The 21,665-nt window shown below is 72.1% G+C and carries 20 protein-coding genes; 3 read left to right on the forward strand and 17 right to left on the reverse strand.

Annotated elements, in window-relative coordinates:
• Positions 1–27 precede the first annotated feature (27 nt).
• From ABZ406_RS02225 to ABZ406_RS02270, 10 genes are all read right to left on the reverse strand, one after another.
• Complete coding sequence (locus ABZ406_RS02225) at positions 28–1,224, reverse strand: SIS domain-containing protein (protein WP_357755417.1); 1,197 nt, start codon at positions 1,222–1,224, stop codon at positions 28–30.
• Positions 1,221–1,406, reverse strand: coding sequence for a Trm112 family protein (locus ABZ406_RS02230; protein WP_091394023.1), 186 nt, complete (start codon positions 1,404–1,406; stop codon positions 1,221–1,223). The genes ABZ406_RS02225 and ABZ406_RS02230 overlap by 4 nt, the downstream gene beginning before the upstream one ends.
• A 61-nt stretch (positions 1,407–1,467) precedes the next feature.
• Positions 1,468–2,853, reverse strand: coding sequence for a phosphomannomutase/phosphoglucomutase (locus tag ABZ406_RS02235; RefSeq protein WP_357755418.1), 1,386 nt, complete (start codon positions 2,851–2,853; stop codon positions 1,468–1,470).
• Positions 2,854–2,923: 70 nt separating this feature from the next.
• The gene (locus ABZ406_RS02240) at positions 2,924–3,988 is read right to left on the reverse strand and encodes a hypothetical protein (RefSeq protein ID WP_357755419.1); all 1,065 of its coding nucleotides are present in this window, start codon (positions 3,986–3,988) and stop codon (positions 2,924–2,926) included.
• Positions 3,989–4,299: 311 nt separating this feature from the next.
• Complete coding sequence (locus ABZ406_RS02245) at positions 4,300–4,548, reverse strand: hypothetical protein (RefSeq protein WP_357755421.1); 249 nt, start codon at positions 4,546–4,548, stop codon at positions 4,300–4,302.
• Between the two features lie 85 nt (positions 4,549–4,633).
• Positions 4,634–4,777, reverse strand: coding sequence for a hypothetical protein (locus tag ABZ406_RS02250; protein WP_357755422.1), 144 nt, complete (start codon positions 4,775–4,777; stop codon positions 4,634–4,636).
• A gap of 277 nt (positions 4,778–5,054) precedes the next feature.
• Positions 5,055–5,360, reverse strand: a complete 306-nt coding sequence (locus tag ABZ406_RS02255; protein ID WP_357755424.1) for a hypothetical protein — start codon at positions 5,358–5,360, stop codon at positions 5,055–5,057.
• A gap of 4 nt (positions 5,361–5,364) precedes the next feature.
• Positions 5,365–9,339 (reverse strand): toxin glutamine deamidase domain-containing protein, encoded by a 3,975-nt coding sequence (locus ABZ406_RS02260; protein WP_357755426.1) that lies wholly within the window; start codon positions 9,337–9,339, stop codon positions 5,365–5,367.
• A 16-nt stretch (positions 9,340–9,355) separates the two neighbouring features.
• The gene (locus tag ABZ406_RS02265; protein WP_357755427.1) at positions 9,356–9,688 is read right to left on the reverse strand and encodes a hypothetical protein; all 333 of its coding nucleotides are present in this window, start codon (positions 9,686–9,688) and stop codon (positions 9,356–9,358) included.
• On the reverse strand, positions 9,685–10,107 hold the full coding sequence (locus ABZ406_RS02270; protein WP_357755429.1) for a YbaB/EbfC family nucleoid-associated protein: 423 nt from the start codon (positions 10,105–10,107) through the stop codon (positions 9,685–9,687). The genes ABZ406_RS02265 and ABZ406_RS02270 overlap by 4 nt, the downstream gene beginning before the upstream one ends.
• 79 nt (positions 10,108–10,186) lie before the next feature.
• Here ABZ406_RS02270 and ABZ406_RS02275 point away from each other — a divergent pair, with 79 nt between their 5' ends.
• Positions 10,187–11,428 (forward strand): SUKH-3 domain-containing protein, encoded by a 1,242-nt coding sequence (locus ABZ406_RS02275; RefSeq protein ID WP_357755431.1) that lies wholly within the window; start codon positions 10,187–10,189, stop codon positions 11,426–11,428.
• Between the two features lie 18 nt (positions 11,429–11,446).
• Here ABZ406_RS02275 and ABZ406_RS02280 read toward each other — a convergent pair whose 3' ends face one another.
• Positions 11,447–12,886, reverse strand: coding sequence for an aldehyde dehydrogenase family protein (locus tag ABZ406_RS02280; protein ID WP_357755432.1), 1,440 nt, complete (start codon positions 12,884–12,886; stop codon positions 11,447–11,449).
• A 144-nt stretch (positions 12,887–13,030) separates the two neighbouring features.
• On the opposite strand from ABZ406_RS02280, the gene ABZ406_RS02285 reads away from it, so the two are divergent.
• Together ABZ406_RS02285 and gabT are read left to right on the forward strand one after the other, a co-directional pair.
• Positions 13,031–14,467, forward strand: a complete 1,437-nt coding sequence (locus ABZ406_RS02285) for a gamma-aminobutyraldehyde dehydrogenase (RefSeq protein ID WP_357755433.1) — start codon at positions 13,031–13,033, stop codon at positions 14,465–14,467.
• A gap of 3 nt (positions 14,468–14,470) precedes the next feature.
• Positions 14,471–15,742 (forward strand): 4-aminobutyrate--2-oxoglutarate transaminase, encoded by a 1,272-nt coding sequence (gene gabT, locus ABZ406_RS02290; RefSeq protein ID WP_357755434.1) that lies wholly within the window; start codon positions 14,471–14,473, stop codon positions 15,740–15,742.
• A gap of 63 nt (positions 15,743–15,805) precedes the next feature.
• On the opposite strand, the gene ABZ406_RS02295 is transcribed toward gabT, so the two are convergent.
• From ABZ406_RS02295 to ABZ406_RS02320, 6 genes are all read right to left on the reverse strand, one after another.
• Positions 15,806–16,480, reverse strand: a complete 675-nt coding sequence (locus ABZ406_RS02295) for a hypothetical protein (protein WP_357755435.1) — start codon at positions 16,478–16,480, stop codon at positions 15,806–15,808.
• A gap of 58 nt (positions 16,481–16,538) precedes the next feature.
• On the reverse strand, positions 16,539–17,216 hold the full coding sequence (locus tag ABZ406_RS02300) for a M15 family metallopeptidase (protein WP_357755437.1): 678 nt from the start codon (positions 17,214–17,216) through the stop codon (positions 16,539–16,541).
• Positions 17,213–18,343, reverse strand: a complete 1,131-nt coding sequence (locus ABZ406_RS02305) for a D-alanine--D-alanine ligase family protein (protein ID WP_357755438.1) — start codon at positions 18,341–18,343, stop codon at positions 17,213–17,215. Before ABZ406_RS02305 ends, ABZ406_RS02300 begins: the two co-directional genes overlap by 4 nt.
• A complete protein-coding gene (locus tag ABZ406_RS02310; RefSeq protein ID WP_357755440.1) occupies positions 18,340–19,350 on the reverse strand; it encodes a pyridoxal-phosphate dependent enzyme in 1,011 nt (336 codons plus the stop codon). Before ABZ406_RS02310 ends, ABZ406_RS02305 begins: the two co-directional genes overlap by 4 nt.
• An 84-nt stretch (positions 19,351–19,434) precedes the next feature.
• The gene (locus tag ABZ406_RS02315) at positions 19,435–20,499 is read right to left on the reverse strand and encodes a HAMP domain-containing sensor histidine kinase (RefSeq protein ID WP_357755442.1); all 1,065 of its coding nucleotides are present in this window, start codon (positions 20,497–20,499) and stop codon (positions 19,435–19,437) included.
• On the reverse strand, positions 20,496–21,161 hold the full coding sequence (locus ABZ406_RS02320) for a response regulator transcription factor (RefSeq protein ID WP_357755444.1): 666 nt from the start codon (positions 21,159–21,161) through the stop codon (positions 20,496–20,498). The genes ABZ406_RS02315 and ABZ406_RS02320 overlap by 4 nt, the downstream gene beginning before the upstream one ends.
• Positions 21,162–21,665 lie beyond the last annotated feature (504 nt).

Here is a 21,665-nt window from a genome sequence, read left to right on the forward strand (position 1 = left end):
GCCTGACGCGCCGCCCCCTACGTTCGTTCACTGGTTCGACAGCTCCTTCATCTCGGTGATGGCCGGAACGGCCATCGGGTCCAGCCCATGTGCCAGAGCAAGGTAGATCGAGGCGAAATCCGGGACGGCGATCAGCGACGCCAGCCGTTCCAGGGCGGAGCCTCCCTCGGCGGTGACGACTTCGCAGCGCACACCACGGCGCTCCGCGAGGGTCTGCACCGCGTCCGCACGGCGTTCCTCGACGGCGAGCGGCTCGTCGGTGTCGTCCTCGGCGTTGAGCCCACCGTCGCGGAGCAGCACCAACCGCAGCCGGGTGCCCTCGCCGTCGTCCTCGGCCGGGTCGGCGAAGATGTCCCGCTCGCCCTCCGCCAGGCCGCCGAAGACGCCGTCGAGCAGACCGACCCGACCCCGGCCGGCCTCACCGAGCGCCCCGGTGACCACCGGGTAGCGGGCGTTCGCCGACAGGGTGTCGCCGAACCGGCGGGCGGCCACGGTGGCCAGCGGGGACGAACCCCAGACGATGGGGATCGAACCGGCCAGGCCCAGTGCCAGTGACTTCGCCGGGTTGACGAAGGACTCGGCGGCGGACCGGCAGCGGTCGGCGTCCGCGTCGAGCCGGGCCGCGGTCTCCGCCAGGTCCGCCTCGTTGACCTTCACCAGCCCGAGGGAACGGGCGGCGAGCAGCACCGGCACGGTGAGCGCCCAGAGGCTGGCCCGCGCCGGGGCACGTCGGGGCACCGGAATGAACGGGGCCCGGGCCTGCTCGGCGATCGACTGCAACTGTGAGTCCGGGGCACCCACGGCGACGAGTCGCGCGCCACGCCGGTGGGCCGCCTCGGCGGCGCCCAGCGCCTCCGGGCTACGTCCGGACGCGCTCACCGCGATCACCACGTCGGCCGCGCCCACCCAACCGGGTACGCCGGCGCTGCGGTGCCCGATGATCGGGACCGGGCAGCGCGGCCCGGCGACGGTGGCCAGCACGTCCCCGGTACGCCCCGCCGTGCCGATGCCGGCGATCACGACGGCTCGGGGCCGCCCGTCGTCGGCGAGCACCGCCAGGTTCGCCTCGGCCGCCAGTGCGGCGCTCTCCCGAACCTGCGCACCGGCCGACGCCGTGTGCCGGAGCATGCCGCCCGGGTCGGCCTCGGCCAACGCCTGCGGGTTGTCGAGCAGGGCCTCGTCGGCGTCACGACGTCCGCTGACCCCGGCCGTACCGTCGATCATGAGGACTGTCCGGGGCCGCCGCGCGCCTCGTCGAGCAGCAGCACCGGCACGTCGTCGCGGACCTCGAAGATCCGGCCACACTCCGTGCAGGTCAACGTCTGCGCCTCGGCGTCGTAGGTGAGCGGGGCGTGGTGCGTGTCCGGACAGGCAAGGATCTCGAGCAACTGCGGATCCAGGGCCATGGCACGGCTCCTTCCACGTGTGCGGCTTGACCGGCGGCGGTGCCGACCGGCGCAGGCGATCTTATCGGCGAACGCGGTCGAGCACGTCGTCCCGGAGCGAGACCATCCGATCCCGGGTGGGTGCCTCGACGTTGAGCCGCAGCAGCGGCTCCGTGTTGGAGGCGCGCAGGTTGAACCAGGCGCCGTCGGGGAAACGCAGGGTGAGCCCGTCCATCTCGTCGGCCACCGCGTCGGGGTACGCGGCGCGCACCTCGGCCACCGCGGCCGCCTGGTCGGTCACCGTCGAGTTGATCTCGCCGGAGGCGACGTAACGCTCGTACTCGCTGCCCAGCGCGGACAGCGGCAGCGACTGCTCGCCCAGCGCGGCAAGCGTGTGCATCGCCGCGAGCATCCCGGTGTCGGCGAACCAAAAGTCCCGGAAGTAGTAGTGCGCGGAGTGCTCGCCGCCGAAGACGGCGTTGGTGCGGGCCATCTCCGCCTTGATGAAGGAGTGCCCGACCCGGGCGACGACGGGCTGCCCCCCGTGCTCCCGGATGATCTCCGCGACAGCGCTGGAGGTGATCAGGCCGTGGATCACCGTGGAACCCGGGTGCTTGGCCAGCTCACGGGCGGCGACGAGAGCGGTGATCGCCGACGGGGAGACCGGCTCGCCGCGCTCGTCCACCACGAAGCACCTGTCGGCGTCACCGTCGAAGGCCAACCCGATGTCGGCCCCGTGCTCGACCACCGCGCGCTGGAGGTCGACCAGGTTCGCCGGGTCCAGGGGGTTGGCCTCGTGGTTGGGGAAAGTGCCGTCCAACTCGAAGTAGAGCGGCACGATCTCCAGCGGCAGCGGCGACAGGGCCGCGTCGCCCAGCACGGTCGGGACTGTGAAACCACCCATGCCGTTGCCGGCGTCGACGACAACCTTCAACGGCCGGATCCCCGAGAGGTCGACAAGCTTGCGCAGGTAACCGGCATAGTCGGGGAGCAGGTCGCGCCGTTCGGCGGGGCGGGACGGGGCACCGGCGGGACGGGCCTCACCCGAATCCAGGAGGGCCTGCGCCCGCTCCCGGATCTCGGCCAGACCGCTCTCCTGCCCGATCGGACGGGCACCTGAGCGGCACATCTTGATGCCGTTGTACTGCGCCGGGTTGTGGCTGGCGGTGAACATCGCGCCAGGCAGGTCGAGCGAGCCGGACGCGTAGTACAGCAGGTCGGTCGAGGCGAGGCCGATCTCGATCACCGAACGCCCCTCGGCGCGTACGCCGGTGGCGAAGGCGGCGGCCAGGCCCGGCGAGGTGGCCCGCATGTCGTACCCGACGACCACCGCGTCGCCCGGCTCGTCGGTGGAGTTGAGAAGTTGGGTGAAGGCGGCACCCAGTGCCTCGGCGGCCCGTTCGTCCCACTGGTCCGGCACCGCCCCGCGGACGTCGTACGCCTTCACGATCTGGGACAGATCAGACACGTGTTCCACTCCTTGGCCGCAGGTTAGACACCGATCCTGAGCCTAACGGAGGGGCCGGGCCGTACTCCGCTCAGCCGGGGAGCCGGGGAAGGAACACGGTGTGCCCGCCGTCGGTGGGCGGGTCACCCGGCGACGGGCGGCCATCGGGCCGGCCCGGCATCGGTTGGGTCGCCTCCGGTGCCGGAGCGGGGGTGTCCGGCCGGGCACCGTAGACCCCGCCGGTGGCGGGACGCGGGGACGGCACCGGAGCACCCCAGCCGCTGGCCGGCGGCTGCTGGCCGTACACCTGGCCGGGGCGACCGGGCGCGGCCGGCGACCCACCCCCGGCGCGGTAGGTGGTGCCGCCGGGGTTGCCCGGCAGGACGGCGAGGTCGTCGTCGGAAGGCTTACGGTCCTGCCGGGAACGACGGACGAGCAGGACGATGAGCAGCAGGCCGACCGCCACCAACACAATGCCGAAGTACATGACCGGTGACCCTCCTCCGGACGATTCGGCGGCGGTCGCCGTGGTGTCAGGTGCGCCGGACACCGCTCCCAGCGCCGCCGGGGTCACCGCCTCGTCGACCGTCGCCACCTCGGTCGGGCTCGGGGTGGGCGACGGCGTCTTCGACCGTGACGGGGTCGGCGACGGAGTGACCCGCCCTCCGGTCAGCCGCGCCGCGTCGGTGGCGTGACCCAACGTCTGGCCGGAGGCACTGATGCCGGCACCGGTAACCAGGAGACGGCCGCCCGGCGCACCCGCCGCGAACCCCACCTTGTACCGCACCGTGATGCCCTTGCCCTTGCACAACGTCGGCCGCAGGGGCGACGTCTGCGCCGTCGACACGGTGCCGGCACCGCCGGTGACGGTCACCGGGAACCAGCGCCCGCCCGCGTTGACCTCGACCGACACCTGGTTCGGCTGAAGACCCGACAGGCTGAAACTCAGCGCGGTACGCAGCAGGACGCACCCGTCGGTGCGCTTGCGCACCGCCACGTTCACCCCCTGCGCGGAACCACCGGCGGCGAAGCTGCTGGCCGCGCCCACCCGGACCGAGTCCTCGTCGGCCAGCGCCGGCGACGCACCGAGCATCACCAGGCCGCCCACCAGACCGCAGACCGCCGCGAGCCGTGCCACGCGTCGACGCACTGTCATGATCACCTCGCCGTTCTCCCCGGGTGGGGTCCGCGGGTCAGGCTACTACCGGTCCACCTGCCCCATCGGTCATAGAGCGGCCCGGATGTGTGCGGCGTTACGGTTTACGACCCTGCCCGCCGACCTGCTGGTGGCCGCCCGGCGTAGGCGCGCGGCGTGCCCGGCGTGCCCGGCGCGCTCGGCGTGCCCGGCGTGCCGGCTCGGCGTGCCCGGCGTCCGCGGCGCGGCGCGGCGCCATGATCCACTCCGGTTCACGGAAGTCGGGCTATCCCACGGATGTGGATGCCGCGACTTCAAGGAACCGGAGTCGATCACCCTCGGCCCGAGGTGTCAGGACCATCCCCGGCGGCCCCGCCATCCGGGCCACCCCGGGCCGGGTCGCCGTCGGACCGACCCCTGAGCATCCCCAGGCCGAGCGCGAAGGCAACGCCGAGGGCGACACCGAAGGCGACGCCACCCTTCGCACCGAACACGGGAATGCCAATCGCCAGGCCGATCAGGATGCCGACCGGCCAGGACCAGACACCGGGCCCCACGCTCTGCGTACCGGACTTCGCCATGCGTCGATTTTATTCGGCACCGTCATGGACCTCTGCGCCGCGCAGGTGCGCGGTGCAGTCGCCTACGGCGCGCCACGGCTCGCGGTCAGGCAAGCCCGAACTCGTCGCGGGCCTCCTCGACCCACCGGCTGATCCCATGCGCGCCGCTGTCGACCGCCAGCGCGGCTGCCTCGTCGAGCAACCCACGCGCAGCATCCTGATCACCGTCGCTCGCGGCCAGGTCGGCCAAGCCGATCAGATTCGCCGCTACATCGGCCGTGCAGGACAACTACCGGCGCAACCGGGTCGACTCCGTCAGCAACTCCCGCGCCGCGTCGAAACGACCGCGGCCTGCTCACCGAAACAGAGGTGCCGCAGCACGTACGACAGGGTCAGCTCATCCCTCGCCGCGGTAGCCAACTCGCGCGCTCACCTCATTCCGGTAGATCACGTAGTAGGTCAGCCTGCCGCCCATCTGATTCATCACCGATCCCGGGCGTACACCGAATCTGCATCGACTGGAACGCCTATCGGCGACTCAAGATCGAGGCGACCTGTACGCCCGCGGCTTCAACCTCCGCCTGGACCGCAGCCAACAGGCCCTGCACGTCCGAGTCGCCCGACTCCGTCAGCAGGTCGATGTCGAGGCGCCATCCTTGGCTGTCCACGTCGCGCCAGAGCCCGACGTTCGCAGATACACCTGCGGTTGTCCGTTTGACTTCGCCGAACAGCTCGTCCCAGTCGTCACCGAGACGCCCGACCTCGCTCAGGCCAAGCGATGCTCGCAGACGACTCAACGCGGCCCGATCCATCTGCCCGCGCAGATCTATCACCCAACTAGCTGGCATTCGGTCCCCCAACAATCCAGTCTGAATCTTGGAAGTGGGACGACACTCCAGACTCGGCGCGATTCGGCGGGCCGGAACCAGGAAAGATCGCCGGCACCACGTCGCGACCCAGGTCACGAGCGTGCCGCTCCGCCCAGTCGAACAAACGCGGAAAGCACTCTCGCGCTACTTTCTTCGTTACGAACCCGTACCTTGCGTTGACGACACGAAGGCCAGGATATTTCTCGGCCGCGTGTTGCTGGGCACGCTCCACCATCTCATTCGAGGAAATCTGGAAGTCGTAGTCGCTCGGCTCCTCCAGGCCCAGCTTGTGCATGGAGTCGAACGGCCTGCGCAGGGGAAGCGGCTCCCCCTGCGACCAGCCCTGCAGACGCGCCAACGCCTCCGGGTCGTCGACCAACTCCGACTCAGTCGGCATCTGCTTGTGCGGACCCGAGAAAAAGCGGGCCGATGAGCCTTGAAGCCGGATGTCGACAGTCGACAGGTCCAGGCCGTCCTCCCGCAACGCATCGAAGAGGTCGGCCGTCATCCGGGTGAACTGCTCCCGGGTGGTGCCCAGCGGCGCCGACCTGTCGGCCCAGGCCAGGACGGCATCGGGTGTGATGCCGAGGAACTCGCAATCCCTCGGGTTCAGCCGGCGGCCAGATTGGTCCACGGGCAAGAGCGGACCGGCCGCCTGCCAACCGCGGTCACTCAGCGTTTCGGCGGCGATCTCCTTCGCGGTCTCGACGCGGTTCTGCGGGCTACTGGCATCTGGGGCCGAGCCGGGGCCGTCGAGGAGCAGGTACATCCGGTTGATGTACGGGTCGCCGTGACCGTCGTCATTGTGCGTCGGAGGGTGGTCCGGCAGGTCGGGCCGCTCACTGAACCGGCCGCGGGGCAGTCCGCCGAGCGGCATCGGTCGGCCGTCTCCACTCAGGACGAGCGCGTCGATGCCGACCACGTCGGGGTAGAGCGGCCGGTCGCGGACCACGCCGTTCTGCGGGTCCACGTAGAGCACCGTGCCGTTCTGGTTGAGTGCCACCCAGGCGTGTGAACCGCCGTGCGCCCATTCGGTAACCAGGAACGAGTAGCTGCCGTGGCCGCCCAGCAGCAGTTGGTCGTGCAGGTTGCGGTAGCCCCGGTCGGCGGCCTGCTGCGCCTGCGCCGGGTCGGTACGTTGGCCGGGGGCGAGGAGTTGCTGGAAGCGGCCGCCGGTCACGTCTTCGACCCGGCCTGGGCCGCCGGCTTCGCCACGGATGGGGCGTCGGATGTCACCGTCCAGGTAGCCGTCGAAGGTTCGTGGCGCGGACACTCGGGGACGCCCGTGCACCCACGTCTCGAACAGGGACAGCGTGCAGTCGAGGCAGTTGATGCCTCGGGTGGCGTCGGCTGCGGGCCCGCCGTCGTTGAGGAGCCGAAACCAGCCGCCCCGCCGGGGGTCGGCGGTGCGGGCGACGGTGCCGTCCGGATGGCGGGGCATCTGCCGTTCGACGTCGACCTGATGCAGGGCGAGCGGTGGCCGGAGTCCGCCGGGCTGCCCGTACGGCCGGGAGTCGTCGATCGGCGGCGGATCGTCGTCGCCGGTGAGCCGGGACGGGCCGGTGGTTTCCACAGCGCCGAGCGCGAGCGCGCCCACGTCCCGGTTGACGTGCTCGAAGGTGGCGCTGATGTCGACGACCGGCGGGGCCGTCGCGCCGGCCAGCACCGCGTCCGCCAGGTCACGCCATTCGGAGTACGCCCGGGTCTCCGCGTTCGCGGCGCGCTGCCAGCCGTCGGCCCACTGCCGGTTGCCGGCCTGGTGCAACTGTCGGGCGTAGGTGGCGTACTCGACGGCTCGGCGATCGTGCTCCACGGCACGGGTGCGCAGCCGGGCGGCCTCGGCCTGCCGGCGGTTGTTCTCGAGCCCGATCCGCAGTGATTCGTAGTGGTCCTGGTAGCGACGCCGCTCGGCGGCTTCGGCTGCGGCGGCCCACTGCGCCGCGTACGGGTCGTTGGTCTCGGGCTCGCGGACCGACGGGGCACCGAACGCGGCCACGTCGACGGGGATCGACGCCCTTCCCCGGGCCGGATGGTCGGGCGCGCGAACCGGTGCGGGCCCGTTCCGCGTCGGTGCACGCGACGGCACGGCGAAGCGACCCACCACGGGGGTGGAGGCGACCGGCAGCGGCCCGTTCGTGGTGGTCGGGACGCCGAAGGTGACCGGCGACGCCGGGCCGGGGATGGCCGTCGGCGCGGCGGGCCCGGTCGCCGGGGACCAGGCGGTCGGCCCGGAGGTGGTGACGTGCGGGGCGCTGCTGGGCTGGGCGGGCGGCACACCGGTGGCAGCCGGCCCGCCGCCTGATTCGAGGGGACCGGCCACCGGCGCAGCCGCCGACGAGAGCCTCGGATCGGCACCCACCGCCGACGAGACCGGATCAGGACCCACCGCCGACGAGACCGGGCCGGCACCCACCGCCGACGAGACCGGATCAGGACCCACCGCCGACGGGATCGGACCGACACCTACCGCCGATGCGGCCGGACCGGCACCCGCCGCCAGCGACAGCTCGGGGTCGGCCGTGACCTGGTGCGACGTGCCCGCTCGCTCACCCAGTTGGCCACCCGTCGACGGTGTCGCCTCGGACGCGCGTACCGATCGGTCCGCCTCGTCCACCCCGGACGACGCACCGAGCGGCATCGCAGACGACGTGTCGACGTCGGTCACGACCGGAGACGCCAGCCCGGCTCCCGGTGACTGCTCGGTGCCCAGTGGCGTCGGCGCAGACGCGGTGGCGGCCTCCGTCACCTGCACCGGGACGACCCCGGGCGTGAGCGGGCCACTCGCGGCCACGCCACCGACAACCCCCGCAGAAGCACCACCCGCCGCAGACGAGGCCGCCGCGGACGTGTCCCCGGGGGAGGGAGCCGCCCCCTCGATCGGCAGAACGGGCGGGAGGGAGGGGCCCGCGAACGACGCTCCGGCGAGTGCGTTTGCCTGCGCGTCGAGCCGGGCGCGTAGCGCGTGGTCGGTCTGGCCGGTCGCCGAGCCGGTGGCCCCGGACGCGGCGGCGCGCGCCGCGTCCTCCATCGAGGTCAGGCCCTGACCGGTGGCCAGGCTCGCGGCGCTCTCGGCGAGCACCTCGCCGGTCATCTCCCGCCCCAGGTGTTCGCCGACCTTGGCCGCGCGCCCGGTCGCGTGCCGGCCGAGGCCGGCCAGGGGTGCCACCGCCCCGCCGGCCAGACCGCCGACCGCTGAGGCGCCCAGATCGGTCAGGTCCAGGCCGTGGGCCCGCCCGGTGGAGTTCTGGTACGCCTGGGTGGCCAGGGTGACTCCGGCCTCCTCGGTGGCTTCTTCGAGCCCTTCCCGGGCGGCCCGCTTGGTGAACCCGCGCACACCGCCTCGGGCGACCTCCTTGGCGGCTCGTTCGCCGGCTTCCTTGAGCCCGTGTCGGAGGGATTTGCTGGCCAGTTGGCCCATCAGCCGCTTGAAGATCTGTTGCACCAGCAGCCGGGTCGCGGTGATCGCCGCACCGGCGGCCGGGGTGGCGGCTCCGGCGGTCAGCACCGCCGCCACCGCCACGGTGAGCAGCTCGACGACCAGGATGCCCAGCTCGATCCAGACTTCGAGTTTGGCGCCCTCGATGTCGCAGCCGCACTCCTCGACCAGTCGGCCCAGGTCGGCAGTGACAGCGAGCAGCACGGGCAGCGGGGCGTCGGTGCCCTCGGCGATCCCCCGCCAGGCCGCCTCGAACGCCGCGTCGACCGCCCCGACACCGCCGTACCCGTTGTGCACCTCGGTGGCTGCCGTGGCGGCGTCGGTGTGTGGCCCGGCGAGCACGGAGGCGACGGCGTACCACTGGTCGGCGACGTCCCAGACGGCCCGTTCGTTGCCCTCCGGCCACTGCACGCCGACCACCCAGTCGAGGGCGTCGTAGATCCAGCCGGGCACGTCCCAGGGCGCGTGGTCCAGGGGGTGCGGGATGGGGCTCGGCAGCACGCTCATCTCAGATCGTCGGCCGTCAGCGCCGGTCGGCGACCCGACCGACCCGGGCGGCGCTGGCCCCGTCGGTCTGCACGCTCGCGTCGACCGCCTCGACCACGTCGCTGCCCAGCTCGGTGAGCCGGTGCCCGACGCCGGCCCAGGCCCGCAGCACGGTCTGCTCGAACCCCCGGTAGTTGCGCTCGAAGGCAGCGCCGATGTCGTCGCGGCCCCAGGGCCGGGCACCGCTGGCGGCCTCGATCGCACCGCCCTCGGCCGCACGGCGGGCCGTCACCGCCTCGCCTGCCAGTGCCAGGTCGGCGCCACCCCGGCGGGCCCGGGACGGATCGAGCCAGAGCTGCCCGTCGGTCATGGCTTGGCCTCACGGTTGCCGAGCAGGGCGTCGGCCCGACCGAGCAGCGCGGCGTAGTCGCCGGTCTTGAGGAAGTCCGTGGCGCCGGACCCGGTCGGCACGGTCTCGGCGACGAGGTCGCGGGTGGCGTCGGCGGCGGCGCTCGCGGCGGCCCGGATCGTGTCGGTGACTTTCCGGCCGAGCGCGGCGGCGTCCCGGTCCCGGTAGATGGCCGACGTCAGCTCGACCTGGATCACCTGGCCCTGGGCGCCGACTGTCGCCGTCACCTGACCGTCGGCCGACCGGCGGGTCACCCGCAGTGCGGCGAGTCGCGTCTGGAGCGTGTCCAAACCGGATCTGAGCTGCTGGTATTGTCCGTACACGTCGTCGAATCGGGCTCGTAGCTCGCGATTGACGCCCCGGTCCGCCTGTTCGTCCACCGCCGCCCCTCCCGTCACCGTCGGTAGAGCGAAACAATACCGGCCGCCATCGATCCGTGTAGTCCGGTAGTTTCAATGCGTGATCGACCGTCAACAGGCCGAGCAGCTCGCGGCCACCTGGGCCCGCCGTGACTCGCAGCGTCTCGGCCACGAGTGCACCGCGATGGTCGACGAGTTCGACCTGGGTTACGTCGTCACCTCGGTGGTGCCCACCGAGGTGCGCACGGTGCCGGGTGATCTGCCGGCGACGGTCATCGACAAGCAGACCGGCACTGTCACCACCTGGCCCCGGGTGCCGAGCAGCGTGGTGGCGGAGTTGTACCGGCGTAGCCAGCCTCCAGGACCCACCGCTCCGCGCACCGTCGACCCGTCGAGCCTGCTGGTCCGGGAGATCCACCGTGGCACCACCCCGAACACCGCCGCGCACCTGACCATCGATGGGCGGATCTGGACGGCCCAGGGCACGAGGGCCGACGTGCCGCTCAACCACCATCCACTGGTGAGCGACTATCTGCAGCAGTTGCCTCCCGGCGAGCTGGTGCGTGGCGGGTCGGCGCACGCCGAGCTGATAGTGGTCTCCGACGTCCTGCACGAGTACGACCACCGCCGTGCCGCCGAGGGCATCGCGCCGATGGGGCGGGCCGAGGCGGCGGCGCTGCTGGAGGGCGCCCGCTTCGAGGTCTTCCGGATCCGTGAGCCGGGTGATCCCGCTGGTGGGCCCGCCGACCGGCCGTGCGACTCGTGCGTCAGCTTCCTGGTTAGGGCGAACGTCCTGCCGGAGACGGCGCGCGCCTACACCGAGACCTGGCTCGCGCCGGAGGCGCCCGACCCCGATCCTGGGCGGTTCCCGGCGGAGGTGGCGAACGCGCTGGTCGCGGCCGGTTGGCAGCCGCACATCGGCGATCAGATCATGGCTGCCGCCGCCGTCCGGGACGTCACGGCGGTGCCGGGGCGCAACCATCGGCACGAGGTGTTTCCCGCCGCCGTGGAGGCACTCACCGCGTTCCCCAGTCTGGTCGGTGCGCGGCGCGGCCGGGGCGAGCAGGTGTGGATCTCCCGTTTCGACTTCCGCGCGCACGCCATCGCACACACCGCCGACACCCTCGCGGATTTCGGCGCGGTGCTCGGCGTCCGCCTCTTTCCGATCGGCACCGAGCAGCAGGACAGCATCCTGGCGGTGGACGAGCGCGGTCGGGTGTTCGCGCTCGACCAGGCCGGCGACTGGTTCCTCGGCGACACTGTCGACGCCGCGCTGACCACTCTGCTGCTCGGCCGCGCCCCCGCCCGGGTGCACGACGACGGCACCTGGCAGGCCGACTAGCCCGGCGGCGTGCGGGTCCTAGAGCGTGAGGCCGGTCAGCACCATGACCCGGGGTTCGGTGTAGTCGTCCATCGCGCTGCGCAGCCCTTCCCGGCCGACGCCGCTGCCCTTCACTCCGCCGTACGGCATCTGGTCGGCGCGGTACGACGGCACGTCGCCGACGATCACCCCGCCCACCTCGAGCGCGCGGGCTGCGGCGAAGGCCACGTCCAGGCGCCGGGTGAAGACGCCGGCCTGTAGGCCGTACGCCGAGTCGTTGACAGCGGTGAACGCGGCCTGGTCGTCGGTGACCGGGGTGACCACGAGCACGGGCCCGAACACCTCCTCGGCGACGACCTTGGCGTTCGCGGGCACGCCGCTGAGCACGGTCGGGGGGTAGGTCGCGCCGTCGCGGAGGCCGCCGACCTCGACTGTGGCACCGGCGGCGACGGCCTCGGCCACCCAGGTCTCGACCCGGCGGGCGGCGTCCTCGGACACCATCGGCCCGACGTCGGTGAGTGCGGAGGCCGGGTCTCCGGTACGCAGCCCTCGCACCGCCGCCACCAGCCGGGGCAGGAAGTCGGCGTACTGGGCGTGGTGCACGTACACCCGCTGGACGGCGATGCACGACTGGCCGGCCTGGTAGTTGGCGAACGTGGCGATGCGCTGGGCGGCGAAGTCCAGGTCCTCGTCGGCGGTCCAGTCCGCGCAGAGCACCGCGGCGGCGTTGCCGCCCAGTTCGAGGGTCACGTGCTTCTGGGGCGCGGCGCTGCGGATGGCGGCGCCGACCGGCCCGGAGCCGGTGAACGACACCACTGGTAGCCGGGGTTCGGTGACCAGTTCGGCGACACGGTCGTTGGGCAGCGGCAGCACCGAGAACATTCCGGCCGGGAGGTCGGTTTCGGCCAACAGTTCGCCGAGCAGCAGTGCGGTGAGGGGCGTCGCGGGCGCGGGTTTGACGATGATCGGGGCGCCGACGGCGATGGCCGGCGCCACCTTGTGGGCGACCAGGTTGAGCGGGAAGTTGAACGGCGTGATGCCCAGCACCGGGCCTCGTGGCACCCGGCGGACCAGCGCGATCCGTCCGTTGGCCGCCGGGTCGGTGTCGAGTCGTTGCAGGTCGCCGGAGAAGCGGCGGGCTTCCTCGGCGGCCCAGCGGAAGGTGGACACCGCGCGCCCAACCTCGGCGCGGGCCCACTTGAGTGGCTTGCCGTTCTCCGCGGTGATCAGGGCGGCGATCTCGTCGGCGCGTTCGGCGAGCCGCCGGGACACGTGGTCGAGGGCCGCCGCGCGGGCGTGCGCGGGCAGGGCCGCGGCCTGCGCGGCCACTCCGGCCGCCGCGGCGACGGCGGCGTCGACCTGGTCGGGGGTGGCACAAGTGGTACGCCCCACCGGGCGGCCGTCGTACGGGTGGTGGACGGTCAGCTCACCCTCGCCGGTGGCGGGGCGGGAGGCGACGAAGATGGGTGCGGGCTCCACGCCGAGCAGCGTAGCCGAGGGACAAGCCGACGGAAACAGTCGCGATAGCCCTTGTCTGCCGCGAATTCAGTGGCGAAGATGGCAGAGAGATTGCGATAACCGCCGCAGAACCGCACCCCCGGCCCCCTTCGGAGTGATCCCGTCATGAGTGACCAGCAGCAGCTGCGCAACTTCGTCAACGGTTCCTACGTCGACCCGGTCGAGGGCGGTTACGCCGACCTGGTCGACCCGTGCACCGGTGAGGTGTTCGCCCAGGCCCCGGTCTCCGGTGCCGCCGACGTGGACGCGGCGATGAGCGCCGCCGCGACCGCCTTCGAGAGCTGGCGGGAGGTCACCCCCGCCGAGCGGCAGCGGGCGCTGCTCAAGCTCGCCGACGCCGTGGAGGCCCGCTCCGCCGAACTCGTCGACGCCGAGGTGCGCAACACCGGCAAGCCCCGCCAGCTCACCGCCGAGGAGGAGCTTCCCCCGGCGGTGGACCAGTTCCGGTTCTTCGCCGGTGCCGCCCGGATGTTGGAGGGGCGTTCCGCCGGGGAGTACCTGGCCGGCCACACCTCCTACGTGCGGCGTGAGCCGATCGGCGTCTGCGCGCAGGTCACCCCCTGGAACTATCCCCTGATGATGGCGGTCTGGAAGATCGCACCCGCGATCGCCGCCGGCAACACTGTGGTGCTCAAGCCGTCGGACACCACTCCGGTGTCGACACTGCTGCTCGCCGAGATCGCCGCCGAGTTCTTCCCGCCGGGGGTGTTCAACGTGGTGTGCGGCGACCGGGACACCGGTCGTGCCCTCGTGTCGCACCCCACCCCGCAGCTTGTGTCGATCACCGGCTCGACCCGGGCGGGCATGGAGGTCGCCGCCGCGGCGGCCCCCGACCTGAAGCGGACCCACCTGGAGCTGGGCGGCAAGGCCCCGGTGGTCATCTTCGACGACGCGGACGTGGCGGCGGCCGCCGAGGCCATCGCGATGGGTGGCTACTTCAACGCCGGGCAGGACTGCACTGCTGCCACCCGGGTGCTGGCCGGCCCCGGCGTCCACGACGACTTCGTGGCGGCGCTCGCCGAGCAGGCCCGCAACACGAAGACGGGTGCGCCGGACGACGCCGACGTGCTCTACGGGCCGCTGAACAACGCCAACCAGCTCAGCCGGGTCAGCGGCTTCGTGGACCGCCTGCCGGACCACGCGGCGATCCAGACCGGCGGGTCGCGGCAGGGCGAACGCGGTTACTTCTACGCGCCGACAGTGGTGTCCGGGCTGCGTCAGGCCGACGAGATCATCCAGGACGAGGTGTTCGGGCCGGTCATCACAGTGCAACGTTTCTCCGACGAGGACGAGGCGGTGCGCTGGGCCAACGGTGTCGACTACGGCCTGTCCGCGTCGGTCTGGACGCGGAACCACGGCCGGGCCATGCGGATGACCCGGCGACTGGACTTCGGGTGCGTCTGGGTCAACACGCACATCCCGTTCGTCTCGGAGATGCCGCACGGTGGCTTCAAGCACTCCGGGCACGGCAAGGACCTCTCGGTCTACAGCCTGGAGGACTACACCCGGATCAAGCACGTCATGCACAACATCGAGGTCTGAGTCATGGCCACCTCTGACGAGCTGCACAAGCGGCGGGACACTGCTGTCGCCCGCGGGGTCAGCAGTGTGATCACGTCCTACGTCGACAGCGCGTCCGGCGGAACGATCACCGACGTCGACGGTCGGGAGTGGATCGACTTCGCCGCCGGCATCGCCGTGACGAGCGTGGGCAACTCGGCCCCGCGTGTGGTCGAGGCGGTCCGGGCGCAGGTGGAACGGTTCACCCACACCTGCTTCATGGTCGCGCCGTACGAGTCGTACGTGGCGGTGTGCGAGCAGCTGAACGCGTTGACGCCCGGCGGTTTCGCGAAACGCTCGGCGTTGTTCAACTCCGGGGCGGAGGCGGTGGAGAACGCGGTGAAGGTCGCCCGCCACGCCACCGGGCGGCCGGCAGTAGTGGTGTTCGACCACGCGTACCACGGCCGGACCAACCTGACCATGGCGTTGACAGCGAAGAACATGCCGTACAAGCACCGGTTCGGTCCGTTCGCCGGGGAGATCTACCGGGTGCCGATGTCGTACCCGCTGCGCGACGGCGGGCTCTCCGGGGCGGAGGCGGCGACCCGGGCCATCGAGATGATCGAGAAGCAGGTCGGTGCGGAGAACGTCGCCGCGCTGCTCATCGAGCCGATCCAGGGCGAGGGTGGCTTCGTCGTACCCGCGCCGGGTTTCCTGCCCGCGCTGCGGGCCTGGGCGACGGCGGCCGGGGTGGTCCTCGTCGCCGACGAGATCCAGACCGGTTTCTGCCGTACCGGTGACTGGTTCGCCTGCCAGCACGAGGGCGTCGAACCCGACCTGGTGACACTGGCCAAGGGCATCGCGGGTGGTCTGCCGCTGGCCGCGGTGACGGGTCGGGCCGAGCTGATGGACGCGGTGCACGTGGGCGGGCTCGGCGGCACGTACGGCGGCAACCCGATCGCCTGCGCCGCCGCGCTGGCCACCATCGAGACCATGCACGAACTGGACCTGGCCGGCGCGGCCCGACGGATCGAGTCACTGCTGGTCCCCCGGCTCCGGGCCATCGCGGAACGGGATCCCCGGGTCGCCGAGGTACGCGGCCGGGGCGCGATGCTCGCCGTGGAGCTGGTGCTGCCGGGCACCCTCACCCCCGACCCGGTCGCCACCGCGGCGATCTCGGCGGCCTGTCACGCCGCCGGCCTGCTCACCCTGACCTGCGGCACGTACGGCAACGTGCTGCGCTTCCTGCCCCCACTGGTGATCTCCGACGGGCAGCTCGGTCGGGGCGCGGACCTCCTCGACACCGCCTTCGGCTGAGCGCCGGTGCGGCTGAGCCGCTGAGCGGCGGAGGGGCCCGGTGCACGGGCCCCGCCGCCGACGTCAGCGAAGCACCTCGACGGTGTTGCGACGCACCAGGTTCTTGCCCGGCTCGCGGATCTGCTCCATGGCGGCGGAGTTCAGCAGCACGCAGCTGCCCGACGGGCCGGTCACCGTGACGGTGGTCGCCCGGTTGTTGTCCAGGTTCGTCACCCGCAGCCGGGTGCCCACCGGGAACTGCCCGCTGGTCGCCCCCGGGCCGGCCGCCTCCTCGAAGAAGGTGATCGCCCCTGAGCACGTCGACCGGGGCACCGGGCCGGGCGCGCCGGGCGACGCGGCACCGGGCCGTACGCTGCCGGGGGCCGGAGCGCCGGCGGGCGGTGCCGCGCCGTCGACCCGTTCCACCACGTTGCGGCGGATCACGTTCTTGCCCGGCTCGCGGACCAGCTCCATGGCCGCCGCGTTGAGCAGCACGCAACTGCCCGACGGGCCGGTCACCGTCACAGTGGCCGCCCGGTTGTTGTCCAGGTTCGTCACCCGCAGCCGGGTACCCACCGGGAACTTGTTGCTTGTCGCCGCCGGCGCACCGCCCTCCGCGGAGAACGTGACCGAGCCGGAGCAGACCGACGACCGCGCCGGGGCCGTGTCGGCGAACCCGAAGCTGGTCCCCACCGACACGCCCACCACGGCGAGCACCGCCACACCCGCCGCCAGCACGTGCCTGCGCTGAACCCTCATCGCCGTCACTCCCGTCCTCGGTGGTGTCCTTCACTCACCTGGTACGGACCGGAGCGCCCTACCGTTCAGCCGGCACGGGCACCGATCGCGCGGCGGCCAGGTCCACCGGCCCGTACCTGGTGTGCGGCGCCCCGGTGATCAGCGCCCAGTAACGGTCGCCGTACGACCAGTGCCACCACTCGGTCGGGTAGTTGACCATTCCCGCGCCGCCGAGGGCGTCCACCAGGATCCGCCGGTGCCGACGGGCAGTGCCGCCGATGGCCGGCGCGTCGGTGAAGCAGGCGTCGGCGCTGTCCTCCGGGGTGGCGTCGATGGCAGTACCCAGGTCCAGTTCCACACCGTCGTCGGTGCAGAGCGTCAGGTCCACCGCGCCACCCGTGCTGTGCGGGGCCACCTCGACCGGTGCGACGAACTTCGTGGTCTCCCGGTGCAGCCGCTGCGGCGACCAGTCCGGGTGCCGTCGGCGCAACTCGTCCCGGTAGCCGGTGAAGATGGCCAACTGCACCCGGTACGGCCGGTAACCCTCGACCACCAGCAGGCGCAGCCCACCGGGCAGGGCACGCTGCGCGGTCAGCAGCCGTTCCACCACCCCGGCCCGCAACCGGGCGTACGCCCCGACCGGGTCGGCCGCCCGGCCGTCGAGCCGCAGCTCCGGCAGCTCACGCAGGTCGACGAACTCCTCGCCGTCGTCGGCGCTGGGCACCGCCGCCACCCGAGGGTCGGACAGCAGGATCATCGGGCGCTCCCCTCCGCGCTCGCGGACCGTTCCGCGTGCCGGACCCGGGCCAACTCGACGAGCCGGTCCACCACCTCCCGATAGCCGACCCCGGCGGCGGCCCACACCTTCGGGTACATCGAGTGGGCGGTGAAGCCGGGCATCGTGTTCAGCTCGTTGACGTACAGCTCGCCGGACGTCTCGTCGTAGAAGAAGTCGACCCGGGCCAGACCCCAACCGCCGATCGCGGCGAACGCCCGCAGGGACAGTTCGCGGACCCGCTCGGTCACCTCGTCCGGCAGCACGGCGGGAACGATCATCGGGTCGGCGTCGCCGAAGTACTTCTGCTGGTAGTCGAACCAGCCGCCGTTGACCCGCACCTCGCCCACCGCAGACGCCTCCGGACGCCAGCCGCCGAGCACCGCGCACTCCAACTCCCTGCCGGTGACCCCCTGCTCGACAATGACGAGCTGGTCGTGGCGAAGCGCCTCGTCCACGGCGGCGGCCAGGTCGTCACCGTCGCCGACCCGGGAGATGCCGATCGACGAGCCCATGCTCGCCGGCTTGACGAACAGCGGCCGGCTCAGCCCGGTCACCAGCTTCTCCGCGTCGTCGACCGCCCGGTAGGTGTGCGCGTCGAACGCCACGTACGGGGTGACGGGGATGCCCTCGGCGCGCAGCGCCCGCTTCATCGCCACCTTGTTCATGCCCACCGCCGAGGCGAGGATGCCGCACCCGACGTACGGCACGTTCAACGACTCCAGCAACCCCTGCACCACACCGTCCTCGCCGTACGGGCCGTGCAGCACCGGGAAGACCACGTCCAGCTCGGCGTGCACAGCGCCGGGGGCGTTGGCGGCGAACACCTGGACGACGCCCGGACGCGGACCGGCCCGCATCTCGACCGCCGGCCCGGTCACCACCAACTGGTCGTCGATGGCCCGCTCGCCCGCCGGCCGGTCCCGCAACTCGGCCAGCAGCGCGTCGGGCATCAGCCGAAACCCGCCACTGCGGGTGACGCCGATGGCGACCGTCCGGTAGCCGCCACCGGCGAGCGCCCGGGCCACCCCGAGCGCCGACGCACAGGACACCTCGTGCTCCGCCGACGGTCCACCGAACAGGATTCCGATCCGAACCGGCGCGCTCATGCCGCCACCCCTTCCCCAGCCAGGTCGGCGGACCGCGGGGCCATCAACCGGGCCACCAGCGCCGCTTCCACATTTCCACCGGTCAGCACCACGCCGACAGTCCGCTGCCGATCCCCCACCGGCGGCAGCCGGAGGGCGCCGGCCAGACCCGCCGCCCCGGACGGCTCGGCGAGCACCCTGAGTTCCGTCAGGATCAGCCGGAACGCCGCCGCGATCTCCTCGTCGTCGACCCGGACGACCCCACGCAGCGAGTCCCGCACGATGGCGAACGGCAACTCACCCACGCAGGACGGCCGCAGCCCGTCCGCGATGGTGGGCGACGGCACGACAGGCACCCGGACCCCCGCCGCCAGGCTGCGGGCGAGCGAGTCGCAACCCACCGGCTCCACGCCGTACACCTCGATGCCGCGACCGGCGGCGGCCAGGCACGCGCCGGCCACCCCACCACCACCACCAACGGGTACGACGAGCGCGTCCAACGGCGTGCCCACGCGCGCGGCGTCCTCGATCAACTCCAGGCTCGCGGTGCCCTGCCCGGCGATGACATCCGGGTGGTCGTACGCGTCGACGACCTGGTGACCGCTCTCGTCGCTGAGCCCGCCGGCCACCGCCACCCGCTCCTCGACGCTGGTACCCGCGAACACCACCCGCGCCCCCGCCGCACGCGCCCGGTCGACCTTCGTCGATGCCGCATCGACCGGCAGCACCACAGTCGCCGCGAGCCCGTGCTGTCGCGCCGCCAACGCCACCGCCACCGCGTGATTACCGGTGCTCTGCGCGATCACCCCCGTGTCGCCGGCCGCGGCGAGGCGACCCACCGCGCGCAGCGCACCCCGCATCTTGTACGAGCCGCCGACCTGCAAGTTCTCGGCCTTGAGCAGGACCCGCGCCCCGGCAAGCTCGTCGATCACCGGGGACCGCAGCACTGGTGTGCGGACCACCCGGCCGGCAAGCCAGCGGCTGGCCTCCTCCACATCGGCAGGGACCTGGCCAACGGTGCGTGTCATCGTTCCTCCTTCTCGGGCGCTTTTCGGGCACACCAACGGCAGGATCCAGCGGTACGTGGACCCCGGTGCAGGTGGATGTATGTGTCAGGTCAGGGTGGGCAGCCGCACGTCGACCCGCAGGCCGCCGTACTCGGCGGGGCGGGCCGCGATGATGCCGTCGTGCGCCTGCGTGATCGAACGGGCGATGGCCAGGCCCAGGCCGGCACCGCCGCCCTGCGACGTCCGGTCCCGCGCCAGTCGGCGGAACGGTTCGAACAGACCAGCCACCGCCTCAGCCGGTACGGGCTGGCCGGTGTTCACCACTGACAACGCGGGCACGCCGCCCACCACGACGGTCAGCGAACCGCCGGGCCGGTTGTACTTGATCCCGTTCTCCACCAGGTTGGTGACCAGGCGCTCCAGCAACACCCGCTCACCGACGACGACCCGGGGTTCGAGATGGGCCTCCACAGTGACACCGGCGTCCCGGGCCCGTTCCAGGTACCCGGCCAACACCGCCTCGACGATCGTGTCCAACCGCTGCGGTATCCGCGACCGAAGACCCTGATCACTCTCGCTGAGCGCGAGCAGGCCCTCGATCAGGCGCTCGTTGCGCTCGTTTGTCTCCAGCAGCTGGCCCGTCAACAACTCCAACTGCTCGCCGGTGAGCGCCCTGGCCATGCCGACCTCGATCAGCGTCCGCTGCACCGCGAGGGGTGTCCGCAGCTCGTGCGAGGCGTTCGCGGCGAACCGCCGCTGCCCCTCGTACCCGGCGGAAACGCGTTCCATCATCTCGTCGATCGCCCGGGACAGCCGGGCCAGCTCGTCACGGCCCCGAGGTCGGATCCGGTGACCGAGATTCTGCGGGCCGAGATGCCCGATCGGCCCAGCCAGGTCAGCGACCGGTCGCAGACACCACACGGCGGCGAACCACAGCCCCACCAGGACGGCCAGCGTGACCATCAGCACCGCCGCCAGCGGCAGCAGGAACGCCCCCGGCCGCACCTCGCGACACACCGTCCACAACCCCGGCACCGGCACGTCACAGAACTGCTGCCCCCAGCTCCAGGTCACCCCCGCCAGCCACTTGCCCATCGCCGGCAACACCGGTCCGACCAGCAACGCCAGCAGACCCACAAGCAGCACCCGACGTCGGGGCGTCCAGCTCACGCCGTACCACCGATGCGGTAGCCGGCCTTCGGAACGGTGTGGATGATCGCCGGATCGCCGAGCTTCTTGCGCAGCGTCATCACGGTGACCCGTACGGCATTGGTGAAGGGGTCCGCGAACTCGTCCCAGGCCTGCTCCAGCAACTCCTCGGCGCTGACCACCTGACCGTCGGCGCGCAACAGCACGTGCAGCACCGCGAACTCCTTCGGGCTCAACGCCAACGGGCGGCCGTCCCGGGTGGCCACATGCCGGCCCACATCCAACGCCAACCCATCCTGGGCGAGCACCGGCGGCAGCGCCGGCATGGACCGTCGCCCGAGAGCCTGCACCCGGGCCACCAACTCGGCGAACGCGAACGGCTTGGTCAGATAGTCGTCCGCGCCGAGACCCAGGCCCTCCACCCGGTCCCGAATGCCAGCCGCCGCCGTCAGCAGCAGCACCCGGGTGCCGACCTGAGAGTCGGCGATGCTGCGACACACCTCGTCGCCGGTGTGCCCGGGCATGTCCCGGTCCAACACCGCGACGTCGTACCTGTTCACGCCCACCCGCTCCAACGCACCGTCACCGTCGTAACAGACGTCGACGGCCATCGACAGGCGGCGCAGCCCTTCGGCCACCGTGTCCGCCAACAACCGCTCGTCGTCCGCCACCAGCACCCGCACGTTTTCCGCTCCCCCGAGTTCGGCTTGCCCGGCATACCGTCGCAGGCGCGGGTTAAGAGTTCCGTAAGCACCTGCCGCAGCCATCCTCCACGCACGCGTCCAACGGGCAAACCATCGCAAGCCCGCCGATGTCGCCTTCGTGCCCGAAGTACCCCAACAGCACCGTCCGTCCCCCGACGCCACAACGGCTAGCGCTGACAGGTGACCCGCGTCACGAAGTCCCACACCTCACCCCTGCCCGGCCCCGTACGCCCCGCCAGCCCGCCAGCCAGCCCGCCCGCCAGCCCGCCCGCCAGCCCGCCGCGTCGATCATGGACTTGTGGTGGGCATTGAGTCCTGTTTCAGGAGTTTTGTGAGGCACCACAACTCCATGATCGACTGGGCAGGGGCCACGGGCGGGGGCGGGGGCGGGGGCGGGGGCGGGCGCCAGCGCGTAACCCGCCAGGGCGGCGCAGACCAGTGCCACCGCCGTGGACGCCGCCGACACCAGCAGGGTGTTGAGGT

Source organism: Micromonospora sp. NPDC005710, from assembly GCF_040630995.1.
GTDB lineage: Bacteria > Actinomycetota > Actinomycetes > Mycobacteriales > Micromonosporaceae > Micromonospora.